Source organism: Ruegeria sp. AH12 (assembly GCF_056541465.1).
The window spans coordinates 92,978-117,084 of sequence record NZ_JBQFYL010000013.1 but is presented as its reverse complement, the minus strand read 5'-3'; the positions used below and the strand labels follow the sequence as shown (position 1 = coordinate 117,084).

Below are 24,107 nucleotides of genomic sequence, written 5' to 3'. Positions count from 1 at the left end.
TGGCGAAGACGGCAACGCCGCGGTCGAGGCCAAAGTCAAAGCCGAAGTCGCAGACCTCTGCGCCAAATTCCCGATCTATCCAAACCTGTAATCAGGTTCTGATCTAAGAAAAACGGCGCCCGATGATCCGGGCGCCGTTTTTTGTTTATAAAAGGTGCTTCCGCCCTCTTGTGCCCAGCCTAATGACAAGTTGAGGTAGTGGTTCACTGCTATAGTGCGCAGTTCCTCCAAATCGATCGGTTTCTTGCGCAACCAATCTTGTGTGACACCAGACTGGGTAGTCATGCCGCCCTCGGGGATTGAACCTCGTTCACAGCGCATAAGACAGAAGAGTAGATCAGATCAAGCCACGCCATATTAGGAACGCCAGAACCAGTGCCCCAAAAGCCAGCATATTGAAGGCCAGTCCGCCCAGCATACCCAGAAACCAGCCCCAACGACGGTCGGCCAGATTGATGGCGCTAAGATGGGTCTGAACCTCATCAGCGGCTTTGGTCAGAGCGGGCGTATCCAGAACCAATCTTAGCTTTGGATGGGCCGCCATTTGTTCGGCACGCGCCAGAGCCATTGCCTGTTTGAATACCCGCCGTGGGAGGCGACGTTTGGCCCGACGAATCGACGCCTGAAGCGTTTTATCTCGCACGCCCAGCTTGGCTCGCAGCAACGCAACGGTTTCAGCAATTCGATCCTGAATTTTGGCATCTTGTGACATCGCGTTCTCCTGACGCGCGACACTAGCCCCTGCGAAGGCGCGCCACAATGGGGCTGGTTGTTTCAAATGGTCGCCTGTATCACGCGGATATGCTGAACACGATTGTACATGGCGACCCGACCGCTTTGCCGCCCCTTGTTATTGCTCATGGCCTTTATGGGTCAGCCCGGAATTGGGGCGTGATCGCACGCCGCTTGTCGGACGAACGGCAAGTGATCGCCGTGGACATGCGAAACCATGCGCATAGTTTTTGGGACCCGCGGCATGATTATCCGGCTTTGGCGGGCGATATCGCGCAGGTGATTGAGCAGATTGGCGGGCCCGTGGATGTTCTGGGGCACTCAATGGGTGGCAAGTCCGCTATGGTCCTGGCCCTGCAACACGGGGATCTTGTGCGCAAACTGGTGGTGGCCGATATCGCGCCGGTCGCATACGGGCACAGCCAGATTCAGTTCATCAAAGCGATGCGCGCTGTTGATATGTCGCAGGTCAACCGCAGGTCAGATGCCGAACAACAACTGGCAGAGTTGGGAGTTGAGCGCGCGTTGCAGAGCTTTTTCACGCAGTCATTGGATGTTACGGGAAAACGCTGGTTGCTGAATTTGGACGTGTTGGCCGATCAGATGCCAAACATCATGGGATTTCCCGAATTGGACGGCGCCTGGGACGGGTCCGCCCTATTTCTGTCTGGCGCTGCATCGGACTATGTTCTGCCTGAACATCGCGACCACATTCGCGGCCTGTTTCCCGGTGCACGCTTTGCCAGAATCCCAGGTGCAGGCCACTGGCTGCATGCTGAAAAACCACGAGTATTCGAGGCTGCGGTCAGAACATTCCTGAACGCCTGACTAACCTGCCTTCTGGTACAAGCGTCGGGCGACCAGCCAAGCCGCCGGAAGCGCGACAAGCGCACCTGCAGCGGCGGCTGACAGAATCGCCATGACCGAGACCATGCCCAACGACAAAACAGCAATCACCGCAGACCCTGCGAGGGCGGTGGCAATCACGGAATAAAGCAGCGCAGCAAGACGAAACATAACATGTGATCCATTTGGTTGAACGTCATGTCACGTTAGATCAACGCGCAAACTTTGGCGTTGATCTGGATCAGGTTGTCAGCCGTCCACGACCTCTCCGCCGCCATTCACCCAATCGCTCAGCCCGCCCAGATTGAACACCTGTTCATACCCCATATCCAGCAGCAATTTTCCTGCCAGCGCGGCACGACCACCGGAAGCACAGTAGATCACAATTGCGCGGTCCTTGCGCATCTGCGGATCATGGGATTGCAGCGCTTCATCGGCGCGGAATTCCAGCATGCCGCGTGGAATATGATGTGCCCCGGCTGCGCGGCCTGTTTTCTGCACCTCTTCCGCGCCGCGAATATCCAGCAGCAGCGCTCCCTGCTCGATCAGCGATTGGGCCTGCGCCGCATCCACACGCGGCACGACGGCATTTGCAGCCTCCATCATCTCTTTCACAGTGACTGACATATTCACCTCTTTACCCGAGTTTTCTAGGCAAAGCTAACATGCGAACTTTGGAAGGTGTAGCCATCTGCAACCGGCTTTCCGGATTGCAAAACGTATCTTGGTACCCGCGGCCGGACTCGAACCGGCACGGCCTTCCGGCCCAGAGATTTTAAGTCTCTTGTGTCTACCATTCCACCACGCGGGCAAGATATGTTGAGCCCGGTTGGGGCCCGGAGCCACCATTACGGCGACAAGACCATGAAGACAATGTGTTTTGCTGCCGAACCAACAGGATTAGCATGTGCTGCCGCTAAGCCGCATTCGCCCTCGCGGCCACAACGCGGTCAAACCAGGCCGAAATGGCCGTCAAATCGGGCGCGAGTTGCTCGGCTTCACCGCCTGTGAATTCCAGAAACTTCTCGCGATTCAATCCGTTTACGCCGACCAGAACAGGAATGTCCTGTGCCAGAGCCTCGGCAATCACCGGGCGGAAGCCACGGCCATCGGCCTCATGTTTGCCGAACTTGTTGATAATCAACAGCTGCGGTGCGTCTGCCAACGACGCAGTGACGTAGCCGACCGCCTGCTCAAGCGCCGCCGGGTCCAGCCGACAGCCGCGCGATTGCGTGCCCAAAGACTGCGAGATGCGGATCGTGTCGCCTGCGGGCAGGACGCGGACATCCATATCGCACCGGCTGCTATCGGTACATTCGGTGTTGGTTTGTACAACTCCTGCCAGTTTCGCACCCGAGGCCAACAAGTGTTCCGCGACCGCGCTGAGCAACCGGTCGGTTGCGCCGCGATCTGTGGTGGTTACATAAGCCAGAAACATAGTGGGACCCTCGCAAATCTGGTAGAACGCTTCAAATAGCACGCTCTGTGGGCTCCGACCACTCCTTCCAAAGTAGAAGCCACACATCTATCGCGCTTGGCAACTGACCGAGCGATCTGGCATCAAGGCACAAGCAGGCGCTGCGGAGGGTAAAGCAATGCGTTCGTTTGACGAGATATTTGAGATATCGGCAGGTCGCCATGGCGGGGCTGCGGCGTTGAATGCCAAACTCAGCAAGCCCAAAACGCCGCAAGAACTTGCGGCAATGCCCGAGGATCGCTGGCTCTCGATCCTGACCAAATGCATCTTTCAGGCCGGGTTCAACTGGAAGGTGATCGAGGCGAAATGGGACGGGTTCGAAACTGCTTTTGACGGGTTCGATGTGGGTCGCTGCGCCTTTATGGACGATGAGAAGTTCGACGCGCTGCTGCAAGACACTCGGATCGTGCGCAACGGAACCAAGATCGCCACTGTGCGGGACAACGCGGCATTCTTGCTCGAACTACGCGACAAGGGCGGCGCAGGTGAGGTTCTGGGTGGATGGCCCTCGACCGACTATATCGGCCTTCTGGCCATGTTGGGCCAACGCGGATCCCGGTTGGGCGGCGCGTCCGCCCAATATGCAATGCGGTTTGCAGGCCGCGACAGCTTTATCCTGTCACAGGACGTGACCGCACGGTTGATCGCCGAAGGTGTGGTGGACAAAGCCCCCACATCCAAGAAAGCCATGGCCGCCGTGCAACAGGCCTTTAACACCTGGATGGATCAATCAGGCCGGTCCCTAACAGAAATCAGCCGCGTTCTTGCGATGAGCCTTTGAAAACGGCTTGCGCAACCGAAGCGGCAGGCTAGGCTTTGCCCATGAATTTGCGTGTATTGATTTTATTGTTTCTAGCTCTTGCGACCTGCGGGCGCCCGCTGACACAGCCAGAGCGTGACTTTGCTGACGAGATACAAGGCGACACACTCAATCTGGATCGCGTGCGCTTGGTTGAAGGTGCGCCCGTTTTGCCAATCACATATGTCCGAGAAGCACGCCCGCGTTTAGCTTGTCGCGAACGTATCCTTCCACCGATCGAACCCGGACCGGTAACGGGGAAACCTGCGGCAATTGCTTTATTCGACAAGGTTTATTTCGCGCGTGACTGGTATCTCGAAGACTACATGTCAGACTATCCCGAGCAGATGAATCTGATCGCGGCAATGCTGCTGGCGCATGAACTGACCCACGTCTGGCAGTGGCAGAACCGCAAGACAACCGGCTATCACCCGCTGCGTGCGGCGGCAGAGCATGGCGGGCGCGAGGACCCGTATTTGTTTGATCTGGATACCTCGCCCGACTTTCTATCTTACGGCTATGAACAGCAGGGCGCGATTGTCGAAGAATATGTCTGTTGCCGGTCGCTGGACCCGCAGGCACAGCGCACCAAGCGCCTGCACAAGATGCTGGGTACGCATTTCGACCTGTCCCCCCTGCCCCAGGAAGGCCGTGAGCGTGACATCGCGATCCCGTGGAGCGATGCCAAGATCGAAGGAATTTGCAGTTAGGTCTCAGTTGCCTTGCAGGGTTTTGAGATAGGCCACCAGATCAACAATAGGCTGACTGGTCAGAATAGGCTGCCCCTCTTCCGTTTTCATGGATGTGTCTTGCCCTTCAAAATATGGGCCGTACACCGGCATCGGGCTTCCATGGCTCACCAAAGGGTCACGCCCGTCGATCCGGGCAACAACCCGCGCCGTTGGGAAACGCCCGTCTTTTGTCAGTTCCGTTAGATCGGTCGGCTGAATAATAAGAACGCCCGCCATTGGGCCTTGCCCCATGGCGTCAATTCCGTGGCAGGTCGCACAATAGTGCTGATAGAGCTCAGCACCCGTTTGCACATCTTGTGCCGCCGCGCATTGTACCGACATGACAAGCATGGCAGACACCGTCCCCAGCTTTGACCACTTCATCGCATCCTCCTATCCGCAATGGCATTTACAGGCTTGTCCGGTGGGCCGCTTGGCGCAATGATCCAGATCAACGAAGCAAGAGGGTAAGGTTCATGACACAATACGCAGCCATCATGCTGGCCGCCGGAATCGGAGTTCCTATCCTCGCAGCGCTAAATGCAGCCTTGGGTAAACTGATCGATTCGCCCACGACAGCCGCAGTGATCCTGTTCGCCATCGCCTTTGGATCATCTGCCCTTGTGATGGTTGTGTTTCCGGGGTTCGAGGCAATCACCAAGGTTGCACAGGCCCCCAAACACCTGCTGCTCGCAGGCGTTTTGATCGCGTTCTATGTCTTGACGATCACACATGTCGCCCCGCATTTCGGTGTTGGAAATGCAGTGTTCTTCGTACTTCTGGGCCAATTGGTCAGCACCGCCGCGATTGATCATTTCGGGCTGTTTGGGGCCCAAGTCACGCCGCTGACGTGGATACGCGCGGGCGGGATCGCGGTGATGGCTCTGGGTGTTGCGATCACTCAACTGGCTTGAGAACACCGCCTTCCAGCCGCACCATCCGATCCATCCGCGCCGCAAGGTCCATGTTGTGGGTTGCAATCAGAGCCGAAAGGCCCTCATCCCGGACAAGCGTCATCAACGCATCAAACACCTGATCAGATGTTTCCGGATCAAGGTTCCCGGTTGGCTCATCAGCCAGCAACACTTTGGGTGTGTTCGCCAGCGCCCGGCAAAACGCCACACGCTGTTGTTCGCCACCCGACAAAGCCGCCGGGCGATGACTGGCTCGGGCGGCTACGCCGACACGGTCAAGCAATGACATCGCCCGGTCTTGCGCTGCTTTCTCAGCGATCCCATTTGCCAGTTGCGGCAGGGTGATGTTTTCCAGGGCGGTAAATTCCGGCAGCAGATGATGGAACTGGTAGACAAAGCCGATGTCCTGCCGACGCAGAGCGGTGCGCGTGCGGTCGCCTTTGCCACTGACATCCTGACCGCCAATTTCGACCTGACCATCATCCGGCATATCCAAAAGACCTGCGATATGCAGCAAGGTGGATTTGCCTGCGCCCGAGGGTGCGACCATCGCCACCGCCTCGCCTGCGTTCAATTCCAGATCAACACCGCGCAGCACCTGTACTTCGCCCGGAGTACCTTTCAGATAGGTCTTGGTCAGGCCCTTCAATCGCAATGTCACATCACTCATAACGCAGCGCCTCAACCGGGTTCAGCCGCGCCGCGCGGCGGGCAGGAAAATATGTGACAACAAAAGACAAGCCCAGTGAAAGGGCCACAGCCTTGAGTACATCGCTTAGGTGCAGCTCGGCTGGTAGGGCATAGATTCCACGAATGGATGGGTCCCAGACTCCACCGCCCATCACATAATTTACGAAGGAAAAGATGGGATCAATGTAGATGGCGAACAGGCAGCCCAAGATGACACCCATCGCGGTTCCGATGATACCGGTGAACGCACCGCAGATGAAAAACACCCGCAGAACCGATCCTTCGCTCAGGCCAATTGTGCGCAGAATACCAATGTCGCGCCCCTTGTTTTTCACCAACATGATCAGGCCCGAGACGATGTTCATCGCAGCAATCAGCACGAGGATCGACAGGATGATGAACATCACGTTGTCCTCAACCTCGAGCGCACGCAGAAACCCACCCGAGGCATCCTGCCATGTCCAGATCTGGCTACGCTCACCCGCGGCTTCGAGGATTGGGATCAGGATCGGGTTCATCGCTTCGGGTTGCGTGACCATCACCTCAATCTCATCCGCCACGCCCTCGCGGTTGAAAAAGCTCTGGGCTTGCGAAAACGGCATGTAAACGCGCGTGCGGTCGATGTCATATCGTCCCGCGGAAAACACATAGACCACGCGATAGGCATTCACGCGCGGCGAGGTTCCAAAGGCGGTTCTGACACCGTTGGGCGAGGTCAGCTTAACCGTATCACCCACAGTGGCCCCAATGGTACGCGCCACGCCCGAGCCGATGGCGATCACATCCTCACCCGTCTGAAACAGAGACAAATCCCCTGCCGATTGTTCGGCCTGTGCGATGCCCGGTAGGTCCATCAGGTCGTCAGGCCTGATGCCAAACACCTCAACCCCACTGCTGCGGTCGCGATTTGTGATCAGAACCTGACCTTTGATCAAAGGTGCCGCCCGTTCCACACCCGGAACCTGCACGATCCGCGCCGCGCGTTCTTCGTAATCCTCCATCGTGCGTATCACGCGCCCCTGCGCATCAATCTCGCCCGAGGAATAAACAGTGACGTGTGCATTAGCCCCAAGGATCGTGCCAACGAATTCGGCCCGGAACCCAGAACGCACCGCGAGTGTCGCGATCAAGGCGAACACGGCCAGAGTGATCCCGATCAGCGAGATCCAGGTCATAACGCTAACACCCCCCTCGGCCCGGCGGGCCCGCAGGTATCGCCAGGCGATCTTCCATTCAAAAGGGGCAAAAGGCGGGGGTGTCTTGGCCATGCCTGCTCCGGTCTTGTTGTTTGGCGGCGACCCTCTCGGCATTTGCCACAATGGTCAAGCGCCTTGTGAACGCTTCACCGACCGCATGCAAAGTGATCCTCTCAAATGAGCGAATCAACACCGGCATCTGCCTTAGGTGCTCAGATAAAAAGTGTTGTTGGATTCAACAACTACCCTGTCGGTTGTGACGCCCTTCACAGACATCGCCATATTGTTTCAGCTATGAAGTCAATACGGGCATTGCGTGAGTGACTGAACTCAAAATGCCACATATATTAAGCAATATTATTTCGCTTTTTGCTTATTTTTAGAAACTTTGTCACCCTCATTTTGGGGGAACACATTTCAGAGCGGGGGTCGCTCAATGAATATTCAAAATACACCAGAAGGGGCGGACCGTATTTTGGTTCGTGCAACAGCAACAGAACTGGATTGTGAAACAGCCGCATTACTGCGGGCTGCGATCCGTCCCATTTTTGCAAAAGCTGTCAGTTGGAACAGTTTGGCAGACCGTTTGAGGGATAAGGGCTATCGTCTCGCCTTCCTCAAGGGTCGCCTTTGCATCACTGACCGCGCAACCGGTCAGCGCGTTTGCGGGATACGGTTCCTGGGCTTTGAGCTGAAGGAACTGGTCAACCGGCTGGGTCGCCCAATCGTCGTCGCCCGTGGCAATCAGGCCGACGGAGAGCTGTTGGTCGCCCGCCCGGTACCGGCGCAGTAAGAACGCCGCGCTGACCTTGGCCTGCGTGTATCGCCCGGGTCAGGCAATACCTTGATAGATTTCCGCGACCTTGGTCACGGCGGCTTCGGGGCTTAACTCTTCGCTTTCGCCTGTGCGACGGCAGGTCAATTCAACGACGCCGTTTTTCAGACCACGCGGTCCTACCGTGATGCGCCACGGCAGGCCGATCAGGTCCATCGTGGCGAACTTGCCACCAGCCCGTTCATTGCGATCATCATAGAGCGGCTCAAGCCCCAGAGCGGTCAAAGCACCGTAGATATTGTCACACGCCGCATCCGCCTCTTCATCACCCTGCTTTAGGTTAACGATCCCACAATGGAACGGGGTCACACCCTCGGGCCAGATAATGCCTTTGTCATCATGGCTGGCTTCGATGATTGCGCCGATCAGGCGGCTGACACCGATACCATGGCTGCCCATGTGTACCGGAACCGGCTTGCCATCCGGGCCTTGAACGGTCGCGCCCATGGCTTCCGAATACTTGGTGCCGAAATAGAAGATCTGCCCTACTTCGATCCCGCGCGCCACGCGGCGGCGCTCTTCAGGGATCTGATTGAACAGCGACTCATCATGGGTTTCGTCCGTGCGCGCGTATTTCGAAGTAAACTCTTCCAAAATGCTCTGGCATTGATCACGGTCGTCATAGTCAATGTCACGGTCGCCAAAGGTGAGGTCAGTGACAGCGCTGTCATAGAAAACCTCGGACTCGCCGGTATCGGCCAGCACAAGGAACTCATGTGTGTCATCGCCGCCGATGGGTCCGGAATCGGCGCGCATTGGAATGGCCTGCAAGCCCATCCGCTCATAAGTGCGCAGATAGCTGACCAGATGCCGGTTGTAAGCGTGCAGCGCATCCTCTTTGGTCAGATCAAAATTGTAGCCGTCCTTCATATAGAACTCGCGCCCTCGCATCACGCCGAAACGAGGACGTATTTCATCGCGGAACTTCCACTGAACCTGATAGAGCGTCAGCGGCAAGTCCTTATAACTACTTACGTTACCTCGGAAAATATCCGTCACCAGTTCTTCCGCCGTGGGTGTGAACAGCATGTCCCGGTCATGCCGGTCTTTCATCCGCAGCATCTCCTGACCGTAGTCATCATAGCGACCGGATTCGCGCCACAGGTCTGCTGATTGCAGGATCGGCATCTGAATGGCGATATGACCCGCCCGCGCCTGTTCCTCATGCACGATGTTTTCCAACTTGCGCAGCACTTTGAAGCCCAGTGGCAGCCATGAATAAATCCCCGCAGCGGCCTGCTTGATCATTCCGGCGCGCAGCATCAGCCGGTGGCTGACGATCTGAGCCTCAGCAGGGTTTTCCTTGAGAACGGGCAGAAAGTAACGGCTGAGGCGCATGACTTAACCTTTTAGGGTGATATTCCAACAAAAAGGTGATTATGCCAAAGCCCCGCCGGGGGCAATCGTACATTGGTGAAATTAGAACTTAGCCTCAGTTTGTTTTCTGATTGACCCGCCAATCAAGTTTTTCCAAGTGTAACGGAATCGTAAACACCAAGAGGCGCCGATGCAGACGATTCAGGAACCCGCCCGTCAGATTCCGGTGGTTCACCAAACCGATGTGTTGGTTGTGGGCTCCGGCCCCGCCGGGCTGGCTGCGGCCCTAGCGGCAGCACGCGCAGGGGCCGAAGTGTCGCTGGTTGACCGGTTTGGCTGCATGGGCGGCAATATCACCGCCGTAGGGGTCGAGGGATTCGCCTGGTATCGGCACGAACAAACGGTTGAAGCCGGCGGTATCGGCATGGAGTTCGAAACCCGCGCCAAAGAGATGGGCGCGGCGGTGCCTGAAAGCCAATCCCTTAGCTATGAACTGGACAGCGAAGGCTTCAAACTGGTGGCCGACAAGTTGGTCGAAGAAGCGGGCGTGCATCCGATGCTGCACCGTCAGTTCGTCGCTCCGATCATGGATGGCGACCGGATCACCGGGATTATCACTGAATCGAAAGCCGGGCGCGAGGCGATCCTGGCCAAGGTGGTGATTGATGCAACTGGCGACGCGGATGTTGCTCATCGCGCGGGTGCGCCGACCCACAAGACCCCGCGAGAAGATATGATGGCGGCTTCGGTCATGTTCCATCTCGCAGGGGTCGACAAACGCGCCTTTATGGAAGGCGTGAAGGCCGATCCGCAGACCTACAAGGATTGGGGCGGCGGTGGCGAGTGGAATATCGAGACCAGCGGGAAAGAGGACGACATGTTCTCGCCCTTCGTGCACAAACCCTTTCAGCAGGCCATAGATCAGGGGTTGATCCCGCCGCACCTGAATACCATTGCTGGCACCTGGGGTGCGATGCATGACACGGGTGAGCTAACCTATATGAACCTGATCCATCTGGCCGAGGTCGACGGCACCGACCCAGACAGCCTGACGCGGGGCGAGATCGAGGGCCGCCGCCAGTCGATGCTGGCCATCGAAGCGCTACGTCGCTTCATGCCGGGGTGTGAAAATGCACGGTTGCGAAACTTTGGGATGACCATTGGCATTCGGGACACCCGCAAGATCGACGCGGTCTACAACATGACCGAAGATGATGCGCGCCACCAAGGCAGATTCGAAGATTCCATCGGGATTTATCCCGAGTTTATCGACGGCTACGGTATTCTGATCCTGCCCACGACGGGGCGGTACATGCAAATCCCCTATCGCACGATGCTGCCCAAAGGGATCAAGGGCCTGCTGGTCACCGGTCGATCTCATGGGGCTGAAAGGGTCGCTCACGCGGCCACCCGCAATATGGCCTGCTGCGCCGTTATGGGTCAAGGGGCCGGAATAGCCGCCGCACATGCGCTCAAAAGCAATCGAGAGCTGGATGTGCTGGACCTGTCACCGGTTCATAAAGAGCTTGATAGACAAGGAGTTCGGGTCTGCTGACCGACTCCTCAGCGAGCTCCGACCCATGAAGTCCTTGCATCGATCAGCCCCTTAGGCCAAGAACGTCCTCGTCGGCCAGAACACGAGGACAATCATGGCTTTGCCGGTTAAGGATCAACTCAGATACTGGGGCGTCGCCGCAGCGGTTTTCGTATTGGTCCTTTGGGCATTGGGCGATGTTCTTCTGCCTTTTGTAATCGGCGGTGCGATCGCATACTTCCTTGATCCCATCGCCGACCGGCTAGAGAAGCTGGGCCTGTCGCGGGTGGCAGCCACAGGCATCATCACAGTCGTTGGTGTACTTGGGTTCATCCTGGCGATTCTGATGGTTGTTCCTGCTCTTATTACGCAGCTGCTGGATTTGATCGATATTCTGCCAAGCCTCTTCAAAGAGTTGCGCGGCTTTGTTGAGAAGCAGTTCCCGTCCCTGCTCGACCAGGAATCCAGTACTCATCAGATGCTGGTCTCATTCGGGGAAACCCTGAAGTCCAAGACAGGTGATGTGCTGGAAACGGTACTGTCCTCTCTTGGATCAGCCATCAATATCGTGGTCCTGTTGGTCATTGTCCCGGTGGTTGCCGTTTACCTGCTGTTGGACTGGGACCGCATGATCGCCCGGATCGGAGAGCTGCTGCCCCGCGACCATGCCCCGACGATCAAGCGCCTGGCGGGCGAGATTGACGATGTGCTGGCCTCGTTCGTGCGGGGGATGGGCACAGTCTGCCTGATCCTTGGCACCTATTACGCGGTCGCCTTGATGATAGCGGGTTTGCAATTTGGTTTGGTCGTGGGCTTCATCGCCGGGCTGGTGACCTTTATTCCTTATCTGGGTGCATTGATCGGTGGCACACTGGCCATCGGGCTGGCCCTGTTCCAGTTCTGGGGCGACTGGGCGCATATCGGCCTGATCGCGGGCATCTTTGCCCTAGGTCAGGTAACCGAAGGCAACTTTCTCACCCCGAAACTGGTTGGCAGTTCGGTAGGGTTGCACCCGGTCTGGCTGCTGTTGGCGCTGTCTGTCTTTGGTGCGCTCTTTGGCTTTGTCGGGATGTTGATTGCCGTTCCGGTCGCCGCCGCCCTTGGTGTAGTGGCCCGGTTTGGCACATCGCTCTACCTCGACAGCAGGCTGTATACCGGCCTCGAAGGGCAACAGGGCCAGGAAGACGACTAAATGGCCCGACAGCTAAGCTTTGATCTGCCAGCCAAAACCGCGCTGGAGCGTGATGATTTCTTTGTCTCTCCGGCCAATGCACTGGCCGTGGCTATGATATCTGCAACCTCATGGCCCGGAAACAAACTGGTGCTCAGCGGCCCAGCTGGGTCTGGCAAAACCCATCTGGCCCATGTCTGGGCAGCCGAAACCGGCGGGCGCATCGTGCAGGCTAATGATCTGGACTATGATGCAGTACCGGAACTGGCCCGCACGCCCATCGCGGTCGAGGATGTTCCAGCCATCGCAGATGATATCGAACAGCAAAAGGTGCTGTTTCATCTGCACAATCTGGTTCTGGCCGAAGGGCATGCCCTGCTGGTGACCGGGCGGTTGGTGCCCAAACTTTGGCAGCTCCCACTCGCCGACCTGCAAAGCCGGGTCGAGGGCGCGCATCACGTGGCCTTGGAGCCACCTGATGACGCGCTGCTTGCGGCCGTGCTGGCCAAACTGTTCCTTGACCGTCAACTTAACCCTGGCCCCGAGGTTATTGCCTATCTGGTGAAACATATGGATCGCCGCTTTGAGACAGCCGCCGAAGTTGTCCAACAATTGGATCAACTGGCCCTTGCTGAAAAACGCGAGATTACGCGGGCGCTGGCCGTTCGGGTTTTGAATGAAAAACCAGATGAGATGAACGCAGGTGATTGACCCACTATCGGTGATTTCGCATTCTAACCCCGGAATATCTGGAAGACACATGGATCAGACCGTCGAAACCGACATCCCGGACTGGGGCCCATTCGGCAAACCTCTGTTCGATGACCCCGGCGCGCGTGCGCTGTCGCGGGTGGGCGTTGTCGATGTGGGCTCGAACTCGGTCCGGATGGTGATTTTTGACGGCGCGGCACGATCACCGGCCTATTTCTACAATGAAAAAGTCATGTGCGAGCTTGGCGCCGGGTTGTCTGAAACCGGAAAGCTTAACCCGCGCGGGCGCGAAAGGGCTCTCGCCGCGTTGCGGCGGTTCCAGCAACTGGCGCAAGACTTGGACCTGCCGGGCCTGCATGTGGTTGCAACCGCCGCCGTGCGCGAAGCCAAAGACGGGCCGGATTTCTGTGCCGAGGTTCAGGCCCAAACCGGGCTGCATGTCGCTGTGATCGACGGCCAGGAAGAGGCGCGCTTGTCTGCCCAGGGCGTGTTGCTAGGCTGGCCCGGTGCTTATGGTCTGATCTGCGATATCGGCGGATCGTCAATGGAACTGGCTGAAATCGGGGATGGCCAGGTTGGGCGACGGGTGACCTCAGCCCTTGGGCCGCTGAAACTGCGTGACATCAAAGGTGGGCGGCGCGCGCGAAAAGCACATATCAAGGACACGATGGAGGAGTTGCGCGCACAGCTTGGTCAGCAGCGGGACCGCTTGTTTCTCGTCGGCGGCAGCTGGCGCGCATTCGCTCGGATCGATATGTTGCGCCGTGGCTACCCGCTGAATGTTCTGCATGAGTACCGCATGACCACCACGCAGGTGCGTGACACGATCAAGTTCATCGAAGCCAATGATCACGACAAACTGCGCAGCCAAGCAGGTGTGTCCAGCTCTCGAATGGCGTTGATCCCCTATGCGATGGATGTTCTGGGGCGATTGATTCGCACCTTCAAACCCAAGGACATCGCGATCTCAAGCTACGGCATCCGCGAAGGTTTGTTGTACGAGCAAATGTCGCAAGAGATCCGGGATCGCGACCCGTTGATCGAAGCCAGCCGGTTTTCCGAATCCAAAGATGCCCGCCTGCCCGGTTTTGGGCGAAACCTTTACAGTTTTGTGATGCCATTGTTCAAATCCGCGCCGCCCGCGCGGGTCAGGTTGGTCAAAGCCGCCTGCCTGCTGCACGACGTCAGTTGGCGCGCGCATCCCGATTACCGGGCCGAGGCCTGTTTCGACTATGTCACCCGCGCTAATCTGGGTGGCCTGAAGCATTCCGAACGGGTCTTTATCGGGCTGGCACTGCAACACCGCTATCGCAACAAACGTGAAGGCAATCGATTTGCACCATTGTACGAGTTGCTGGACGAGACCGGGCAGAAACAGGCCGAGATTCTGGGCAAGGCAATGCGGTTTGGTGCGATGCTTTGGATGCACAACGAAGCCAACATCGGCAGACTTAGGTTCTATCCCAAAAAGCGCCAGCTTGAATTGTTCCTGCCCAAAGCGGCGGAACCCTTGTTCAACGAAGTGGCCGAGGCCCGCCTGAACTCACTTTCCAGCGCCTTGAAATCTGATGTGCGGGTGATCGTCAAAGGCTAGGGAATATTGATCAGATATCCGTGCCTTCATCCGGTGTCTGATTTTCAAGCTCAGGGTCGACCTCATCATCAGGCGCAGGCTTTTTGCGGATGATGATATCGCCATTTGGAAGGATTTCGGGCGCTTCATAAGCGCTCCAATCCTTAATCTCGGCCGCAAGTTCGGCCAATGCAGGACCCATTTCCTGAAGGAAAGATTGCATTGCCGGGCCAAGCGCGTCTGCCATACCCAAAAGCTCATCCAGCGCGGGCTCCATCTCTCGGCGCAGCCCTTCAAAGAACAGCTCGGCCCCCTGCTCCATCAGGGATTTGCTGTCATCTTCCTGCGCAAAGGCAGGGGTGCTGAGGCTGGCCGACAAGACCGCGATGATCAGAAAGCGTTTCATATTGGGAATATAGGCCCTCAAAGGGTCTCAGGGAAGGTCACAACTCGATATCCAGCGTGACCGGGAAGTGATCCGAGGCTGTCAATAGAGCCTCGCGTAGCTCAACAGATGTCCAGCAGGCCGCATCCCGAAACGGGTGCCAGATGCGCCAAGCGGGTTCGCGGCTACGCAGGTCTTCGCTGATCATGATATAGTCCAGCAGAGCCTCAAGAAACTTGCCCTCTTTGGGGCGGGCGAACCGGGCAGTCGAAGGGACAGACCCCGGTCGGGGCCCATGCGCCGTAACGGCATGGGGGTCAAAAAGTCCGGCCTGCAGCAAGATCTCGACTGACGAACGCCCGAACAGATGCTCGAACTCATCCAATCCCGGCCCATCATTGAGATCCCCCAGAAGCATGACAGGTTCCTGTGCCTCGACATGCGCCGCCACCCGCCGCGCCAACCAGATTGCCTGTGCAAGTTGCTTGCGCCGGTTGGCAATTGAAATCCGGATCGCCTCATCACGGGATTCAGCACCATGCGGGGCCTTGGATTTGAGATGAGCCCCGATCATGCGGAACTCAAACCCGGATTTCGACTGAACCCGCAACTCCATCGGGGGTTTCGAGAACCGCACCACATCTTCGGTCGCATCCACATCCAAATCGATCTGAAAGGAGCGATCGAACCGCGGAGCATTCGCATCGTCGCGCGGCGCGTGTTGGGCCGTTAAAACTTCGGGATCATAGAGCAGGGCGAGTTCCTGATGCGTGTCGTTGGCAAAACCCATAACCGCGCGCTGCGTTCGTAGATCAAACGCCTCGGCAAAGCCTTGCAATGCCCGCACTGTGTTTTGACGTTTGCCGGTATTGGGGGCCTCGACGATTAGGATGGCGTCCGCTTCCAGCGCGGTCAGAACCTTGGCAATCGCCTCAACCTGTTGGGCCCTTGTCACGTCATGACGGCCCGACCAGCTGTCATCCATGATCAACGCATCGTTTTTGTCGAACAGGTTGGCGAACCATTCGATGTTGTAGGTCGCCAAACGCATCCGCTCAGGCCCGCGCGCCGTTGATGTCATCCCAGGCTTGGTTGATGTCGATCATCTTCTTTTCGGCAAGGCGGATCGCCTCTTCCGGGACACCGCGTGCCATCATCGCGTCGGGATGAGTATCGCGCACCAGTTGACGCCACACTTTGCGAATTTCAGACACCGGCATATCCCGCGAAACGCCCAGAACCACATAAGGATCATTGGGTGCATCCGGCACGAAGCGCGCGCGCAAGGCCAGGAATTGCGCATCTGTCTGGCCGAAGATGCGACTGACGTCCTCAAGGAATTCATTCTCGTTAGGGTGATAGAACCCATCGGCCATGGCGATGTGGAACAAACCCTCCATCAGGTCGCAAAGCGTGGTGCTGTCTTCGGCAAACATGCGCGCGATCTTGCGCGCATAGTCCTGATAGCCTGCAACATCCGTCCGCGCCATGTTGAAGACCCGCGCCGCGCCTTCTTCATCCGCACGCGCGATCTGGAACACATCCCGAAAGGCTGTGACCTCATCGCGCGTCACCTGTCCGTCAGCCTTGGCCATTTTGGCCCCCAACGCGATTACGGCAATGGTGAAGGCCACCGAACGTTCGGGTGGCGAACGCAGCTTCTCAAAAACTGCCGTCAGGCTTTCGCCTTGGGCAAGGGCGCTTAGCGCATCGGATATGCGGGTCCAGATCGACATGGGCGTACCCTAGCGTCCCAATTCGGGACTGTCAGGTAGAACAGGTCACTCGGCACGAAGAATTTTCTGCATCAGCACAAGATCGAGCCATTGGCCCCATTTGAACCCGACTTCCGGCATAAGGCCGACCCTTTGGAACCCGATCGCCTCATGAAACGCAATGGCCGAAGGGTTGGCAGAAGATATGCCAGCCACAAGAACATGAACCCCGTCTGCACGTGCCAATGCTTCCAGTTCGGTCATTAAGGCCCGACCAATACCCTTGCCCCGCGCCCCATCCGCCAACTGGATCGAGTGTTCCCGGGTGTTGGCGTATCCCGGTCCGTTGCGAAACACCCCGTATGTTGCAAAACCCAGCAACTGACCCTGATCTTCTGCGACCAGAAAAGACAGGCCACGAGCACGAATATCATTAGCAATAGCTTCAGTGCTGCGTTCTTCCGTGGTGAACGTCACCAGCGTATCGCGGATGATGGCGTTCGTGATCACTGCGATCTGAGCAGCATCATCCGGGCGGGCCTGCCGAACCGTCATTCCAACACGCGCACCCCATGTGGTGTTTCGAACTCTGCCCGCATCGAAGCCGGGCCGGTGTCGAACATAACCAAATCAAGTTCTCCCAAATGCTGGGCCAATTCCAATGCCTCCGGGTGATACACGATCAAACGTCGCAAACTACACCCGCTGTCCTGCAACATCTGCGCAGGGTGCAAATCGCCCTGCCATTGGATCAACGCAGGAAACAGATTGTCGAAGGGCAAGCGTCCGTTGGGCGGCACCGCCATCCGCCAGGTCAAAGCCCCCCGGGTCAGATCAATTGGGGTGCCAGTGCCATCAGGAAACGTTGCAAGTGCGGCTTCGATATCAGGAACGCTGCAGATCCAATTGGTCAGACGCGGTTCTCCTGAAAACCGATCCAGATCAAACCAACGGGTCCGCTGAGGTACAGCTGCGTCAGGATCAATAGCAATCGCTTCCAGATACAGGCCATCCCTTAGGCCTAGAAGACGATTATAAGTGCCAAATTTTTCGTGCTTTCCGCCGGGTTGAAGCGAAACACCCAACGCCTGTTCGATATGGGCCGATGCCGCCTCCAGTGTTTCACCCGCAACGGCCAAGTGATCGAGTAGCATCATCCATCCTCCACCAACCAGAGCTGACCTTACCGCCAGCTTCAGCACAGGGGCAACATGAAATCCGCTTCTTCATCTGGCCAGAAATATCCTCGGGGGGAATCGCGCGCAGCGTAATGGGGGGCAGACAGCCCCCTCACCATCTCAGCCTCGCGCATCGCCGATCAAGCGCAGAATGTCCTGCGCCGCTTCGGGGATGTTGGTGCCTGGCCCAAAGATCGCCTTCACACCGTGATCATAGAGGAACTGGTAATCCTGCTGAGGGATCACCCCGCCGCAAATCACGATGATGTCCTCGGCCCCGGCTTTCTTAAGTTCTTCAACCAGTTGCGGTGCAAGCGTCTTGTGACCCGCTGCTTGCGAGGAAATTCCGACCACGTGGACGTCATTGTCCACCGCATCCTGCGCAGCTTCGGCCGGTGTCTGGAACAATGGGCCAACGTCCACGTCAAACCCGATGTCCGCGAACGCAGTGGCAATCACTTTGGCACCGCGATCATGTCCATCCTGCCCCATCTTGACCACTAGCAAGCGAGGGCGGCGGCCTTCGGTCTGGGCGAATTCCTCTATGGATTTCTGGATCGCAGCAAATCCTTCGTCGCCTTCATAGGCTGCGCCATAGACCCCCGCCAATGTCTTAACCTCGGCGCGGTGGCGGCCGAACTCTTTCTCCATTGCCATGCTGATCTCTCCTACAGATGCACGGGCGCGGGCGGCCTCGACCGCAGCAGCCAGTAAGTTGCCGCCCTCACGGGCGGTGTTTGTCAAAGCTCCCAATGCCTGTTGGCACGCAGCTTCATCGCGGGTGGCCCGGATACGTTCCAGCCGCGCGACCTGAGCTTCGCGTACCGCGACGTTATCGACATCCAGAATGTCGATCGGGTCTTCCTGTTTCTTGCGGTATTTGTTGACGCCAACGATCACCTCATCGCCCCGGTCGATCATAGCCTGACGGCGGGCGGCGCTTTCTTCAATCCGCAGCTTGGGCATGCCAGAGGCCACAGCCTTGGTCATGCCGCCCATCTCTTCAACCTCTTCCATCAGAGCCCAGGCCTTTTCGACCAGCTCATTGGTCAGGCTTTCGATATAGTATGAGCCCGCCAGCGGATCGACCACGTCGGTCACTCCGGTTTCCTCCTGCAGCACCAGCTGAGTGTTCCGGGCAATGCGCGCAGAAAAATCGGTGGGTAGCGCAATCGCCTCATCCAAGGCATTGGTATGCAGGGACTGGGTGCCGCCTAGAACCGCGCTCATCGCCTCATAGGCGGTGCGGATCACGTTGTTATAGGGGTCCTGTTCCTGCAGCGACACGCCCGAAGTCTGGCAATGAGTCCGCAGCATCTTGGAGCGCTCAGACTTCGCGCCGAAATCGGTCATCACCCGGTGCCACAATGTACGGGCCGCACGCAGCTTGGCGATCTCCATGAAGAAGTTCATGCCGATGGCAAAGAAGAAGGACAAACGGCCCGCGAACTTATCCACATCCATTCCGGCCTCGGTCGCGGCCCGGACATATTCACGCCCATCCGCCAGCGTATAGGCCAGTTCCTGTACCAGGTTCGCTCCCGCCTCTTGCATGTGATAGCCCGAGATCGAGATAGAGTTGAACTTGGGCATCTCGTTTGAGGTATATTCGATGATGTCCGAGATGATCTTCATCGACGGCTCAGGCGGGTAGATATAGGTGTTCCGCACCATGAATTCCTTCAGAATGTCATTCTGAATGGTGCCGGACAGGACGGATTTGTCATGCCCCTGCTCTTCGCCAGCAACAATAAAGCTGGCCAGGATCGGGATCACCGCCCCGTTCATCGTCATCGAGACCGAGACCTTGTCGAGCGGAATGCCGTCAAACAGGATCTTCATATCCTCGACCGAGTCGATGGCGACACCAGCCTTGCCCACATCGCCCACGACACGCGGATGGTCACTGTCATAACCCCGGTGCGTCGCCAGATCGAAAGCCACAGAAACCCCCTGCTGACCGGCGGCCAGATTGCGGCGATAGAAAGCGTTCGATTCCTCAGCCGTGGAAAACCCGGCATACTGGCGGATCGTCCACGGTCGCCCCGCATACATGGTCGCCTTCACGCCGCGCGTGAACGGGCCAAAACCGGGTAGCGAGCCCATATGCGGCAGGTTGGCGGTGTCTTCTTGCGTATAGAGCGGTTTGACGTCGATGCCTTCCAGTGTCTCTTTGGTCAGGTCATCCAGCGGGCGACCACGCAGTTCTTTTTCGGCCAGCGCCTGCCAGTCTTTCTTATCGGTCATGGCAATATCCTTTTCTCGATTCGGGACGCGCCCGGCCTTGGCCTGCGCGCTGTTGTCTCTGAAGGGGTCGATTTTCGAGCTGCAAAACGCAAGAATTTGAACCCCTTGTTCAAATCACCGGTCGCATTCACGCGGACAGGGGCTATATTCATTCCAGCAGGAGGCCCCATGACACGAACGCTTGCCCTTGTTTTCTCGGCACTATTCCCGCTGGCGGCTTTGGCTGCCGACGGATCGGCACCCACCGATAAGGAGTTCGTTCGCCCGGCAGGCGACAGCGATCTCAACGAGTTTCTGTGGGTCAACCGACCCATCATCGTCTTCGCGGACACACCCGCCGACCCCCGGTTCCAGCAACAGATCGACATGTTGCTGGATGGCGAGGACGCGATGCGGGATCGGGATGTGATTGTGCTGACAGATACTGACCCGTCGGCGCGATCTCCGATCCGGTCAAAGCTGCGACCACGCGGGTTCCAGATGGTGTTCGTTGATAAGGATGGTGTGGTGAAACTGCGCAAACCCAGCCCGTGGAGCGTGCGCGAGATTGGCCGATCCATCGACAAAACCCCGCTACGTGAACGCGAAATCCGCGAGCGGCGTGATGCGGCGAAACCGTAATTGAAATATTCACCAATAGATATTATGTTGATGGCATAGAAGGTGAGGAAAAGATCATGCTTTATAGCAGTGACCAACCAGAAAAATCTCCGGAAAAGCCGATCAGCGGCGACATCTGATCGGCTGCTGACCCTTATTTTACACAATAGGGTCAAGGATTTACGTCCTCATTCTCACCAGAACGGTTAATCCCTTCGGGATTTTCGTGCCCCATCTCAATATTTATTGCTACCAACGCGCTCAGCCCCCAGCGTAGCGTGCTTGTTCTGCGGTTCGTCAGTTGTTGATGAAACGCCACCCGGCGCTCACGAGACAGTTTCTGCGTCTGTTCATTCCGGGAATCCTCGACCATGCGACGCAAATCGGTGTATTCGGCATAAAAGCGGACAACACTTGCAACAGTATCTTCACCAAGCGCTGGGATAGATGACGAAATCGCCTCGAACACGATGGGTTCGCTTTCCATGGTTGAAAACGGAAAATACTCGATCGGATTACCGTTCGCATCCGTGCCGTCACCACTCAGAATGCGTTTCTGAACCTTTTTTGCGTGGGCAGCGATGGGCTGGTTGTCCAGTTTATCCACCAACGCAAAAATCTCATTTCGCAAAGCAATCAGCGTATCCCGACGCTGAAGATGGAATTTTTGCGCTTCGGCATAGGATGAGAATAGAAATGTGACGAACCACCCCAGAACGATAACCGAACCCGTTACTAAAGCCGGGTAAACCTTGTCTCTTGCGGCGTCCGGTACGTATTCCCAGACGACTATTCCCCCAATCACACCCAGCAGAAGAAACGGGGGCAAAACCACAAGAATCCGAAGGAAACTGCGGCGCAGAAGCGGCGGAATGGCCCAGCTATAAAACCCGAGCAACAGAACAGACCCGATCAGGATCAGGGTCAAGTCACCGAGTTCATGTCTGAGATAGGCCAAAACCACACCGCCAAGCATTGCAGAGGTCAGAAAAGCGAGCACGCAAAAGTCTATTTCGCGATGCCCGCTGAACATCACTCGAATTCCATGATCACATCATCCACAGCCAAACTGTCTCCTGCACCCGCGTTGATCTTGGCAACAGTGCCTTTCTTTTCTGCGCGCAGGATGTTTTCCATCTTCATCGCCTCGATCGTGCACAGCGCCTGACCTTCCTGAACCTCCTGCCCGACTTCGACGTCGATCTTCACGATCAGACCCGGCATCGGGCAAAGCAGCATTTTCGAGGTGTCGGGTGGCAGTTTCTCGGGCATCAGCTTGGCCAGTTCGGCCTGACGCGGGCGGCGCACCAGAACTTTCAGGTCCGCGCCACGGTTGCGCACCCTGAACCCGCCTGAAACCTTGCCCACCTTCAGAACAAGCGGACTGCCATTAACATCCAGCACGGCCAGTTGATCACCCGGTGTCCAGTCCGAGGAAACGCGGAGGCTCGATCCATCCTCGAATTTCACCGTCGCGCCTTCTTTGTCGGCATTGACCTGAACCGGAAGCTCATGCCCCTCCACAGCCACAACCCAACGCTTGCCAACCTTGCGTTCGTGATTGTCCATCCGGCCCGACACGCGCGTGCGCCTGATCTCAGCGACGCGGTGCATCGCAGCGCAAGAGGCTGCAATCCGACGCAGATCACCTTCGGGCAAGGTGACACCTTCAAATCCATCCGGATATTCTTCGGCGATGAAGGCGGTCGTCATATCACCGCTGACGAATTTGGGATGATCCATCACTGCCGACAGGAACGGCAGATTGTGGCCGATGCCTTCGACCTCAAAACTGTCCAGCGCAACGCGCATGGCTTCAATCGCCGCCTCGCGGGTCGGCGCCCAGGTGCACAGCTTGGCGATCATCGGATCGTAATACATGCTGATCTCGCCGCCTTCATAGACGCCGGTGTCGTTGCGCACAGCGGCTTCACCTTCCGGCGCGTCGCCCTGCCATTTACCGTTGACCAGCATCGGGCCAGCCGCGATTTCCTGCGGCGGGCGATAGCGGGTCAGACGCCCGATTGAGGGCAGGAAGTTGCGATACGGATCTTCCGCATAAAGACGGTTTTCAATGGCCCATCCGGTCAGCGTCACGTCGTCCTGCGTGATCGATAAGGGCTCACCATTGGCCACGCGGATCATCTGTTCAACCAGATCGACGCCGGTGATCAACTCGGTCACCGGGTGCTCCACCTGCAGGCGGGTGTTCATTTCGAGGAAGTAGAAGTTCTTCTGACCGTCGACGATGAACTCAACCGTACCCGCGCTGGAATAGCCCACGGCCTTTGCCAAAGCGACGGCCTGTTCTCCCATTGCCTTGCGGGTTGCTTCATCGAGGAAGGGCGACGGCGCTTCCTCCACCACTTTCTGGTTCCGACGCTGGATCGAGCACTCGCGCTCGCCCAGATAGATGCCGTTGCCGTGGCTGTCGCACAGAACCTGAATTTCGATGTGACGCGGCTGGGTGACGAATTTCTCGATGAAAATCCGGTCATCGCCAAACGAGTTCGCAGCCTCGTTCTTGGACGACTGGAAACCTTCACGCGCCTCCTCGTCACTCCAGGCAATCCGCATACCCTTGCCGCCGCCACCGGCACTGGCTTTGATCATCACCGGATAGCCGATCTCGTTCGAAATCTTGACCGCCTCTTCCGCGTCTTCGATCAGGCCCATGTAGCCGGGCACAGTCGAAACGCCCGCCTTCTGCGCGATCTTTTTCGAGGTGATCTTGTCCCCCATCGCCTCAATCGCGCCTTTCGGCGGACCGACAAAAGCAACGCCTTCGGCCTCAAGCGCCTCGGCGAACTTCGCGTTTTCAGACAGGAAACCATAACCGGGATGAACCGCTTGTGCGCCGCTTTGACGGATGGCGTCCATGACCTTGTCGATCACGATATAAGACTGGTTCGCGGGCGGCGGACCGATATGCACCGCCTCATCCGCCATCGAGACATGCAACGCGTTCCTGTCCGCGTCCGAATAAATGGCAACGGTGCCGATACCCATCTTGCGGGCGGTCTTGATGACCCGGCAGGCAATCTCGCCCCGGTTGGCGATCAGGATCTTATTGAACATGCGATGTCCTTTGGTTTGGTGCTCTGGAAACGCAAAACGCCGCCGCAGGGAGGGATCCCTGCAACGGCGTGATACGCGATGACGGATGGGGCGAAAAAACGCCCCAAGGAATTTGTGTTAGTTACAGTTGTTCTGCGTTTTGCAGTAAAGGACGTTACCCGCGGCGCCAACGGCTGCCCCAAACAGTGGGTCCGCGCTGAGGACCGCAGCCCCGACTGCGCCGGCTCCGCCACCCAGCAAAGCCTGTTCGCCGGTCGTGTCACCGCAGGCCGACAGGCCCGCGCAAGTTGCTGCAACCAGAATAATACGTGAGATTTGCATTTAGTCTGCCCTCTTGCTCGATTTGATATCTTTAAGGTCAGATGCGGGGTTTGGGCT

General features: G+C 57.4%; 27 protein-coding genes and 1 tRNA gene. 10 read left to right on the top strand and 18 right to left on the bottom strand.

What is annotated here, in order from left to right:
- Nucleotides 1–337: 337 nt before the first annotated feature.
- A complete protein-coding gene (locus ACR0EL_RS17160; RefSeq protein WP_480501284.1) occupies nucleotides 338–712 on the bottom strand; it encodes a hypothetical protein in 375 nt (124 codons plus the stop codon).
- A 47-nt stretch (nucleotides 713–759) separates the two neighbouring features.
- Between ACR0EL_RS17160 and ACR0EL_RS17155 the strand changes: the two genes are divergently transcribed.
- Nucleotides 760–1,560 (top strand): alpha/beta fold hydrolase, encoded by an 801-nt coding sequence (locus ACR0EL_RS17155; RefSeq protein WP_480501283.1) that lies wholly within the window; start codon nucleotides 760–762, stop codon nucleotides 1,558–1,560.
- On the opposite strand, the gene ACR0EL_RS17150 is transcribed toward ACR0EL_RS17155, so the two are convergent.
- The 4 genes from ACR0EL_RS17150 to ACR0EL_RS17135 form a co-directional block, all read right to left on the bottom strand.
- The gene (locus ACR0EL_RS17150) at nucleotides 1,561–1,749 is read right to left on the bottom strand and encodes a hypothetical protein (protein ID WP_353011399.1); all 189 of its coding nucleotides are present in this window, start codon (nucleotides 1,747–1,749) and stop codon (nucleotides 1,561–1,563) included. It abuts the gene before it with no gap.
- Between the two features lie 78 nt (nucleotides 1,750–1,827).
- A complete protein-coding gene (locus ACR0EL_RS17145; RefSeq protein WP_353011401.1) occupies nucleotides 1,828–2,205 on the bottom strand; it encodes a rhodanese-like domain-containing protein in 378 nt (125 codons plus the stop codon).
- Nucleotides 2,206–2,303: 98 nt separating this feature from the next.
- Nucleotides 2,304–2,389 (bottom strand) — tRNA-Leu (locus ACR0EL_RS17140).
- A gap of 105 nt (nucleotides 2,390–2,494) precedes the next feature.
- Nucleotides 2,495–3,016, bottom strand: coding sequence for a DUF2478 domain-containing protein (locus ACR0EL_RS17135; protein WP_480501282.1), 522 nt, complete (start codon nucleotides 3,014–3,016; stop codon nucleotides 2,495–2,497).
- A gap of 157 nt (nucleotides 3,017–3,173) precedes the next feature.
- Here ACR0EL_RS17135 and ACR0EL_RS17130 point away from each other — a divergent pair, with 157 nt between their 5' ends.
- Together ACR0EL_RS17130 and ACR0EL_RS17125 are read left to right on the top strand one after the other, a co-directional pair.
- The gene (locus ACR0EL_RS17130; RefSeq protein WP_480501281.1) at nucleotides 3,174–3,836 is read left to right on the top strand and encodes a DNA-3-methyladenine glycosylase I; all 663 of its coding nucleotides are present in this window, start codon (nucleotides 3,174–3,176) and stop codon (nucleotides 3,834–3,836) included.
- Between the two features lie 41 nt (nucleotides 3,837–3,877).
- On the top strand, nucleotides 3,878–4,564 hold the full coding sequence (locus ACR0EL_RS17125; RefSeq protein ID WP_480501280.1) for a hypothetical protein: 687 nt from the start codon (nucleotides 3,878–3,880) through the stop codon (nucleotides 4,562–4,564).
- Between the two features lie 3 nt (nucleotides 4,565–4,567).
- On the opposite strand, the gene ACR0EL_RS17120 is transcribed toward ACR0EL_RS17125, so the two are convergent.
- On the bottom strand, nucleotides 4,568–4,969 hold the full coding sequence (locus ACR0EL_RS17120; protein WP_353011407.1) for a c-type cytochrome: 402 nt from the start codon (nucleotides 4,967–4,969) through the stop codon (nucleotides 4,568–4,570).
- A gap of 92 nt (nucleotides 4,970–5,061) precedes the next feature.
- On the opposite strand from ACR0EL_RS17120, the gene ACR0EL_RS17115 reads away from it, so the two are divergent.
- Entirely contained in the window at nucleotides 5,062–5,499 is a 438-nt protein-coding gene (locus ACR0EL_RS17115; protein ID WP_170531941.1) for a DMT family transporter, read from the top strand.
- Here the strand turns inward: ACR0EL_RS17115 and ACR0EL_RS17110 are convergent.
- Nucleotides 5,483–6,169 carry an ABC transporter ATP-binding protein gene (locus ACR0EL_RS17110; protein WP_480501279.1) on the bottom strand — a complete coding sequence of 229 codons (687 nt, stop codon included), beginning with the start codon at nucleotides 6,167–6,169 and terminating at the stop codon, nucleotides 5,483–5,485. The two genes, ACR0EL_RS17115 and ACR0EL_RS17110, sit on opposite strands and share 17 nt — an antisense overlap.
- Nucleotides 6,162–7,457 carry a lipoprotein-releasing ABC transporter permease subunit gene (locus tag ACR0EL_RS17105; RefSeq protein ID WP_480501278.1) on the bottom strand — a complete coding sequence of 432 codons (1,296 nt, stop codon included), beginning with the start codon at nucleotides 7,455–7,457 and terminating at the stop codon, nucleotides 6,162–6,164. Before ACR0EL_RS17105 ends, ACR0EL_RS17110 begins: the two co-directional genes overlap by 8 nt.
- 364 nt (nucleotides 7,458–7,821) lie before the next feature.
- Here ACR0EL_RS17105 and ACR0EL_RS17100 point away from each other — a divergent pair, with 364 nt between their 5' ends.
- Nucleotides 7,822–8,178 carry a hypothetical protein gene (locus tag ACR0EL_RS17100; RefSeq protein WP_480501277.1) on the top strand — a complete coding sequence of 119 codons (357 nt, stop codon included), beginning with the start codon at nucleotides 7,822–7,824 and terminating at the stop codon, nucleotides 8,176–8,178.
- A gap of 39 nt (nucleotides 8,179–8,217) precedes the next feature.
- Here the strand turns inward: ACR0EL_RS17100 and proS are convergent, their stop codons facing one another.
- Nucleotides 8,218–9,558: a proline--tRNA ligase gene (gene proS / locus ACR0EL_RS17095; RefSeq protein ID WP_480501276.1), complete on the bottom strand. Its 1,341-nt coding sequence runs from the start codon at nucleotides 9,556–9,558 to the stop codon at nucleotides 8,218–8,220.
- 169 nt (nucleotides 9,559–9,727) lie between these two features.
- On the opposite strand from proS, the gene ACR0EL_RS17090 reads away from it, so the two are divergent.
- From ACR0EL_RS17090 to ACR0EL_RS17075, 4 genes are all read left to right on the top strand, one after another.
- Entirely contained in the window at nucleotides 9,728–11,092 is a 1,365-nt protein-coding gene (locus ACR0EL_RS17090) for an FAD-dependent oxidoreductase (protein ID WP_480501275.1), read from the top strand.
- Nucleotides 11,093–11,186: 94 nt separating this feature from the next.
- Nucleotides 11,187–12,263: an AI-2E family transporter gene (locus tag ACR0EL_RS17085; protein WP_480501274.1), complete on the top strand. Its 1,077-nt coding sequence runs from the start codon at nucleotides 11,187–11,189 to the stop codon at nucleotides 12,261–12,263.
- Complete coding sequence (locus ACR0EL_RS17080; RefSeq protein WP_480501273.1) at nucleotides 12,264–12,953, top strand: HdaA/DnaA family protein; 690 nt, start codon at nucleotides 12,264–12,266, stop codon at nucleotides 12,951–12,953.
- Nucleotides 12,954–13,002: 49 nt separating this feature from the next.
- Complete coding sequence (locus tag ACR0EL_RS17075; RefSeq protein ID WP_480501272.1) at nucleotides 13,003–14,547, top strand: Ppx/GppA family phosphatase; 1,545 nt, start codon at nucleotides 13,003–13,005, stop codon at nucleotides 14,545–14,547.
- Nucleotides 14,548–14,557: 10 nt separating this feature from the next.
- Here the strand turns inward: ACR0EL_RS17075 and ACR0EL_RS17070 are convergent, their stop codons facing one another.
- The 6 genes from ACR0EL_RS17070 to scpA all read right to left on the bottom strand — a co-directional run bounded on the left by ACR0EL_RS17070 (nucleotide 14,558) and on the right by scpA (nucleotide 20,051).
- Entirely contained in the window at nucleotides 14,558–14,932 is a 375-nt protein-coding gene (locus ACR0EL_RS17070; protein ID WP_480501271.1) for a hypothetical protein, read from the bottom strand.
- 37 nt (nucleotides 14,933–14,969) lie between these two features.
- The gene (locus ACR0EL_RS17065) at nucleotides 14,970–15,962 is read right to left on the bottom strand and encodes an endonuclease/exonuclease/phosphatase family protein (RefSeq protein ID WP_480501289.1); all 993 of its coding nucleotides are present in this window, start codon (nucleotides 15,960–15,962) and stop codon (nucleotides 14,970–14,972) included.
- Between the two features lie 4 nt (nucleotides 15,963–15,966).
- Nucleotides 15,967–16,647 carry a TerB family tellurite resistance protein gene (locus tag ACR0EL_RS17060; protein ID WP_480501270.1) on the bottom strand — a complete coding sequence of 227 codons (681 nt, stop codon included), beginning with the start codon at nucleotides 16,645–16,647 and terminating at the stop codon, nucleotides 15,967–15,969.
- A gap of 45 nt (nucleotides 16,648–16,692) precedes the next feature.
- Nucleotides 16,693–17,181: an N-acetyltransferase family protein gene (locus tag ACR0EL_RS17055; protein ID WP_480501269.1), complete on the bottom strand. Its 489-nt coding sequence runs from the start codon at nucleotides 17,179–17,181 to the stop codon at nucleotides 16,693–16,695.
- Nucleotides 17,178–17,780, bottom strand: coding sequence for a VOC family protein (locus ACR0EL_RS17050; protein WP_480501288.1), 603 nt, complete (start codon nucleotides 17,778–17,780; stop codon nucleotides 17,178–17,180). The genes ACR0EL_RS17055 and ACR0EL_RS17050 overlap by 4 nt, the downstream gene beginning before the upstream one ends.
- A gap of 144 nt (nucleotides 17,781–17,924) precedes the next feature.
- The gene (gene scpA, locus ACR0EL_RS17045) at nucleotides 17,925–20,051 is read right to left on the bottom strand and encodes a methylmalonyl-CoA mutase (RefSeq protein ID WP_480501268.1); all 2,127 of its coding nucleotides are present in this window, start codon (nucleotides 20,049–20,051) and stop codon (nucleotides 17,925–17,927) included.
- Nucleotides 20,052–20,219: 168 nt separating this feature from the next.
- On the opposite strand from scpA, the gene ACR0EL_RS17040 reads away from it, so the two are divergent.
- Nucleotides 20,220–20,672, top strand: coding sequence for a DUF4174 domain-containing protein (locus ACR0EL_RS17040; protein ID WP_480501267.1), 453 nt, complete (start codon nucleotides 20,220–20,222; stop codon nucleotides 20,670–20,672).
- 151 nt (nucleotides 20,673–20,823) lie between these two features.
- Here ACR0EL_RS17040 and ACR0EL_RS17035 read toward each other — a convergent pair whose 3' ends face one another.
- The 3 genes from ACR0EL_RS17035 to ACR0EL_RS17025 form a co-directional block, all read right to left on the bottom strand.
- On the bottom strand, nucleotides 20,824–21,651 hold the full coding sequence (locus ACR0EL_RS17035) for a hypothetical protein (RefSeq protein WP_480501266.1): 828 nt from the start codon (nucleotides 21,649–21,651) through the stop codon (nucleotides 20,824–20,826).
- A gap of 32 nt (nucleotides 21,652–21,683) precedes the next feature.
- Nucleotides 21,684–23,729 (bottom strand): acetyl-CoA carboxylase biotin carboxylase subunit, encoded by a 2,046-nt coding sequence (locus tag ACR0EL_RS17030; protein WP_480501265.1) that lies wholly within the window; start codon nucleotides 23,727–23,729, stop codon nucleotides 21,684–21,686.
- A 117-nt stretch (nucleotides 23,730–23,846) separates the two neighbouring features.
- Entirely contained in the window at nucleotides 23,847–24,050 is a 204-nt protein-coding gene (locus tag ACR0EL_RS17025; RefSeq protein ID WP_170531909.1) for a hypothetical protein, read from the bottom strand.
- Between the last annotated feature and the right edge of the window lie 57 nt (nucleotides 24,051–24,107).

Coding starts and splice junctions, on each gene's coding strand:
- ACR0EL_RS17130 (WP_480501281.1), top strand. CDS start 3,174: ATGCGTTCGTTTGACGAGATATTTGAGATATCGGCAGGTCGCCATGGC.
- ACR0EL_RS17085 (WP_480501274.1), top strand. CDS start 11,187: ATGGCTTTGCCGGTTAAGGATCAACTCAGATACTGGGGCGTCGCCGCA.
- ACR0EL_RS17030 (WP_480501265.1), bottom strand. CDS start 23,729: ATGTTCAATAAGATCCTGATCGCCAACCGGGGCGAGATTGCCTGCCGG.
- ACR0EL_RS17120 (WP_353011407.1), bottom strand. CDS start 4,969: ATGAAGTGGTCAAAGCTGGGGACGGTGTCTGCCATGCTTGTCATGTCG.
- ACR0EL_RS17065 (WP_480501289.1), bottom strand. CDS start 15,962: ATGCGTTTGGCGACCTACAACATCGAATGGTTCGCCAACCTGTTCGAC.
- ACR0EL_RS17145 (WP_353011401.1), bottom strand. CDS start 2,205: ATGTCAGTCACTGTGAAAGAGATGATGGAGGCTGCAAATGCCGTCGTG.
- ACR0EL_RS17060 (WP_480501270.1), bottom strand. CDS start 16,647: ATGTCGATCTGGACCCGCATATCCGATGCGCTAAGCGCCCTTGCCCAA.
- ACR0EL_RS17155 (WP_480501283.1), top strand. CDS start 760: ATGGGGCTGGTTGTTTCAAATGGTCGCCTGTATCACGCGGATATGCTG.
- proS (WP_480501276.1), bottom strand. CDS start 9,558: ATGCGCCTCAGCCGTTACTTTCTGCCCGTTCTCAAGGAAAACCCTGCT.
- ACR0EL_RS17135 (WP_480501282.1), bottom strand. CDS start 3,016: ATGTTTCTGGCTTATGTAACCACCACAGATCGCGGCGCAACCGACCGG.
- ACR0EL_RS17070 (WP_480501271.1), bottom strand. CDS start 14,932: ATGAAACGCTTTCTGATCATCGCGGTCTTGTCGGCCAGCCTCAGCACC.
- ACR0EL_RS17105 (WP_480501278.1), bottom strand. CDS start 7,457: ATGGCCAAGACACCCCCGCCTTTTGCCCCTTTTGAATGGAAGATCGCC.
- ACR0EL_RS17050 (WP_480501288.1), bottom strand. CDS start 17,780: ATGCTACTCGATCACTTGGCCGTTGCGGGTGAAACACTGGAGGCGGCA.
- ACR0EL_RS17075 (WP_480501272.1), top strand. CDS start 13,003: ATGGATCAGACCGTCGAAACCGACATCCCGGACTGGGGCCCATTCGGC.
- ACR0EL_RS17125 (WP_480501280.1), top strand. CDS start 3,878: ATGAATTTGCGTGTATTGATTTTATTGTTTCTAGCTCTTGCGACCTGC.
- scpA (WP_480501268.1), bottom strand. CDS start 20,051: ATGACCGATAAGAAAGACTGGCAGGCGCTGGCCGAAAAAGAACTGCGT.
- ACR0EL_RS17055 (WP_480501269.1), bottom strand. CDS start 17,181: ATGACGGTTCGGCAGGCCCGCCCGGATGATGCTGCTCAGATCGCAGTG.
- ACR0EL_RS17100 (WP_480501277.1), top strand. CDS start 7,822: ATGAATATTCAAAATACACCAGAAGGGGCGGACCGTATTTTGGTTCGT.
- ACR0EL_RS17080 (WP_480501273.1), top strand. CDS start 12,264: ATGGCCCGACAGCTAAGCTTTGATCTGCCAGCCAAAACCGCGCTGGAG.
- ACR0EL_RS17115 (WP_170531941.1), top strand. CDS start 5,062: ATGACACAATACGCAGCCATCATGCTGGCCGCCGGAATCGGAGTTCCT.
- ACR0EL_RS17150 (WP_353011399.1), bottom strand. CDS start 1,749: ATGTTTCGTCTTGCTGCGCTGCTTTATTCCGTGATTGCCACCGCCCTC.
- ACR0EL_RS17160 (WP_480501284.1), bottom strand. CDS start 712: ATGTCACAAGATGCCAAAATTCAGGATCGAATTGCTGAAACCGTTGCG.
- ACR0EL_RS17090 (WP_480501275.1), top strand. CDS start 9,728: ATGCAGACGATTCAGGAACCCGCCCGTCAGATTCCGGTGGTTCACCAA.
- ACR0EL_RS17040 (WP_480501267.1), top strand. CDS start 20,220: ATGACACGAACGCTTGCCCTTGTTTTCTCGGCACTATTCCCGCTGGCG.
- ACR0EL_RS17025 (WP_170531909.1), bottom strand. CDS start 24,050: ATGCAAATCTCACGTATTATTCTGGTTGCAGCAACTTGCGCGGGCCTG.
- ACR0EL_RS17110 (WP_480501279.1), bottom strand. CDS start 6,169: ATGAGTGATGTGACATTGCGATTGAAGGGCCTGACCAAGACCTATCTG.